The sequence below is a fragment of the Bacteroidota bacterium genome (assembly GCA_018698135.1).
Taxonomy (GTDB): Bacteria; Bacteroidota; Bacteroidia; order CAILMK01; family JAAYUY01; genus JABINZ01.
In genome coordinates, this window is the sequence record JABINZ010000039.1 from 1 (window position 1) to 3,846 (window position 3,846).

Genomic DNA, 3,846 nt, shown 5'->3' on the forward strand with positions numbered 1-3,846 from the left:
GTTAGTAAGTTTTTCAACAAAACAAAACAAAACAAAAAGCAAAAATTCTTAACAATAAACAACAATTATTACGCACAAAACACGAAACAAAACACCATGAAAAAACTCCTCTATACGCTTAGCATTTTATTGCTTACTACAAATTGCTTTTCTCAAACAATGAGCGGCACCTATTATATCGGACAATATGCTCCTACTTACAAAACCATTATGAGTGCAGTAAATGCCTTATCAGCCAATGGAGTTAGTGGACCAGTCTTGTTTAGGATATATTCAGGGACTTATGATGAAAAAATAATTATCCCTCAGATAAGTGGAGTATCAGCTACTAATACAATAACATTCGAGTCATATACAAAAGATAGTACACAGGTAATTATCACTAATTCAAATTCAAACAACTCCCAGAATTATGTAATTTATTTAAATGGGGCCGATTTTATCAAACTTAGGAATCTCACTATCGATCCTGACGAACTCGGTTATGGAAGAGGAGTCAGACTAGATAATGGTTGTAATAATGTTAGTTTTTTGAATTGTTTCTTCAAAGGTGGGGGATCTTTTTGGATGCTTTATTCTCTTAATTCAGTAGATAATAATATTGAAGTTTTTAATAATTACTTTTTCGAGTCAAGTGTTGCAATATATTTTTATGGTGAGACTAATCAGGCTGAGAAAGGACTTGTCATAAACAACAACTTTTTTACCAATCAAATTTTCAGTGCAATAACATTGAAATATAATGAAAATGCTCACATTTATAAAAACAGAGTGGAAGCAAGCGCCTCAAATACAAATTATCGAGTTGGTATTGAAGCTAATGAAACAGTAAATCCCATAAGAATTTCTTCAAATATCATAAAAATACAAGGTTGTTACCAGAATAATACAGAAGCAATTTTCATTTCGAATCAATTTTATAATTCGAAATATGCTCTTATTGATAATAATAATATTCAAGGAGTATGTCATTCAGGAATCTATTGTGGGACTACAGATTGCAAGATTTTTAACAACTCAATAATATTAGAAGGAAACAAAGCTACAAGTTGCCTGTATTTGTCAAGTTTTGGGAAAAATAAGGTGTTCAATAATATTTTAATTAATAACGGTAGTGGCACATACAATTTTGCATATGAAATACACTCACAAACATCAAACTCACCATATTTTGATAATAATAACTTTCTAACAACTACAACAGCAAATCTATTTGGAATTAACAACTACACTACCCTATCATCATGGCAAGCCTACTCCCAGCAAGATTCTCACTCCATTTCAAAAAATGTCAACTTTATGTCCGACAGCATGCATATTCAGGACACATTCATGAGAATGGGAATACCGCTGACAGAAGTTACTACGGATATTGATGGTGAACCAAGAGATCCAAATACTCCTTACATTGGCTGCGATGAGTATCATCTCGATATAATTCCTGACGACACGGTTATTTGTGCACAGAAAAGCATAAGCATAACAGCTGCAAGTGGTTTCCGAGCCTATTCATGGTCAACAGGTCAAAGTAGCAAAACAATAACATTGGATTCATCAGGCTTCGGATTTGGAACTCATGCAATAGGCATTACTGCATGGAAAGGAAGCATCCCATTTAAAGATACAATTTGGGTTACATTCCACCGGCCTGTTGCTGATGCTGGTATGGATCAATATCCCTGCTTAGGTGATCAGATATCATTAAGCGGATCCGGTGGTGTCAGTTATTATTGGTATGGCTTGATGAACAAAAAAACAATCACTTTCCAGGCTTTTACCACTCGTGATTATCATCTGATTGTCACCGATAAATATGGCTGCAAAGACACTGATACCGTTTCTGTATTTGTCATGGATTACCCAATTGTAAATTTAGGAAACGATACGGCTTTTTGTGAAGGAGGAAGTGCCAGTTTTAATGCCGGAACGGATACTACTTTTGCCTATGTCTGGAAGTCTTTGCCAGCAGCAGATACCATTTCCAATTCAGCACTATTCGTAGCAGATACTTCAGGTCAATATCGTGTATTTGTCACCAATGCTTATGGATGCTTAACTAAAGCCACTGTAGAAGTAACCGTACATCCTAATCCTCCCAAACCTATAGTCAACAGTTTTGGAGCAAGCGAATTTTGCGATGGCGATAGTGTTCAATTGTCTGCTCCTGTTGGCTATGTTAGTTATTTATGGTCAGATGGATCAAAAAGCTCAGAGATTTATGTAAGCCAATCATCGATTATAAGGCTTCAAGTCATTGATGCAAAAACATGCACTAGCCCTTTTTCTGATAGTTTTCTTGTAACAGTTTATCCCAATCCTCCAAAACCAAACATAACACTCATTGGCAATCAAACATTTTGTGATGGCGATAGTGCTGTTCTTGAAGCCCCAATTGGTTATTCGCATTACAATTGGTCGAATGGAGATTCAAACTGGAAACAAAAGGTTGTAAAAAGTGGACAGTTTAGTTTATCATTAGTTGATTCAAATACTTGTGTAAGTGAGATGTCAGATACAGTTGTTATTGTTGTATTTCCCAATCCACCAAAACCTACAATCATAGCATCTGGTCCAGTAACTTTTTGCGAAAGAGATAGTGTCATTCTATCTACTCCTTCAGGCTACACAAGCTATGTTTGGTCTGATGCAAATGGAGATGAAGAAAGAACAATTACTCAAAATGGTAGTTTTAGTTTGCATGTGATTGATAGTAATACATGTCAAAGCATCGAATCAGATGTTACAATAATAAAAGTAAAGCCACTACCATCAATACCAGAAATTCTGAAAGCTGGAATTGATAGCTTAGAAAGCAGCACACTGGCTGATGCATATAATTGGTATTTGAATGACACACTCTTAGGATTAACTACACAATTGATCATTGCTCCAAAAAGTGGAAATTTTAGTTTAATCACTGAGTTGGATGGCTGTTTGTCGGATGAGTCGGACGGATTGTATTATGTCAGATCAGGTTTGAATGAACAAATCGAAAACAGCATTCTTGTTTATCCAAATCCATCGGATGGAATGTTCTATATTGAGATAGTCGATTATAGCAATGCCATCATTCAGATTTATTCAAGCAATGGTCAATTGATTAGGGATTTACACATTACACACACCAAAACTCAAATAGACCTGAACAATCAGTCAAAGGGAGTTTATTGGATTAAAGTAATTGGTGAGAATGGCATTTATCATGTGCCTCTTGTGAGGTTGTAATAATTTTTTTTCAGATTGTAAGAGTAAAAGCAACTCATCCCTAGCCCTTCTCTACTATGTAAAGAAGGGAACAGTATGTACTCCAATTATTAGTGTATCAATTTCTAATTTTGAAGTAGGATCAATTCCCCTTCTTTGATTTTTCAGAGAAGGGGTTAGGGGTTGAGTTAAATTCAAGCTACGAACAACAGAGGCTTACATTTTCAATATACATTTCCAAAAAGGTCCAAGAACCGCTACGCTAATCCTTGAACCAGTTTTTGAATATAAAGGCATTCACGCTCAATCTATAGCTTCTGTCATTCTGATCCCGATTTATCGGGAGAAGAATCTGCTAACGAAGAGCAGGAAAAAAACCCGATTGAAATGCTTAAACTCGGCCATCAGATACCTCCCGAAGGTCGGTATGACAGAGAATTATTGGCATTCCTCGGCTGTTCGCAGTTCCAAGCTATGAACAACTAGGACAGTATATACTCCAATTAATAATATATCAATCTAGCTTTGAAGTAAAATCAATTCCCCTTCTTTGATTTTTCAGAGAAGGGGTTAGGGGTTGAGTTAAATTCAAGCTAAGAACAACAGAGCGTACATTTTCAATATACATTTTTTGTTTCATCA

Annotated in this window: 1 protein-coding gene; it reads left to right on the forward strand. The window is 35.6% G+C overall.

Annotated features, from left to right (window positions below; genetic code table 11):
• Positions 1-96 precede the first annotated feature (96 nt).
• On the forward strand, positions 97-3,225 hold the full coding sequence (locus tag HOG71_02675) for a T9SS type A sorting domain-containing protein (protein MBT5989734.1): 3,129 nt from the start codon (positions 97-99) through the stop codon (positions 3,223-3,225).
• The last annotated feature ends 621 nt before the right edge of the window (positions 3,226-3,846 follow it).